Origin of the sequence: Streptomyces hydrogenans, assembly GCF_014656075.1 — a bacterium.
Lineage (GTDB): Bacteria > Actinomycetota > Actinomycetes > Streptomycetales > Streptomycetaceae > Streptomyces > Streptomyces hydrogenans.
On record NZ_BNBS01000325.1, the window covers coordinates 1 to 550 of the forward strand.

Here is a 550-nt window from a genome sequence, read left to right on the forward strand (position 1 = left end):
GGCGCTGGCGGACCTGGCCGGGGTGGTCGGTCCCCGGCCGGGCGGTCCGGCGTCGGCGGGCGGCGAGGGCGGCGGGCTGCGGCTCGCTGCGTACGCGCTGGGCGGCGGCGACGGGCTCACCCTCGGGGTGGCGACGGAGCGGCGCGACCCCGGCGACCACCCGGTCACCGGGGTGGCGGTGGTGCTGCTGTCCCTGCTGACCGCCCCGCACGGGGCCGCCGACGTGTCGGCCCGGGACGGGGCGCTGACCCGGCTGCTGCTGGGCGCCCCCGCGGCGGAGGCGGCCGCCGCCCTCTCGCCGGGCCCGTGGACGGTGGTGCACGCCCGGGGCGGCGACGGCACCCCCTTCGCGGCGGCGTCGCTCGCGGCCGAGCTGGGCACTGAGCTGGTGGACGCGGGGCCGACCGTACGGCTCCTGCTGGCGCCGGGCGCGGCGGCGACGGCCCGGCCCGGCTGGACGCTCGGCGTGAGCGCCCCCGCCGAGGCGGCCGAGCTGGCGGCGGCCGCCGCCCGTGCGGCGCGGGCCCGGCGGCGGGCGGAGGCGGAGCGG

The 550-nt window shown here is 84.4% G+C and carries 1 pseudogene; it reads left to right on the top strand.

What is annotated here, in order from left to right:
• Positions 1 to 550 (top strand): annotated as a pseudogene (locus IE321_RS41690) (PucR family transcriptional regulator); the annotation flags it as partial.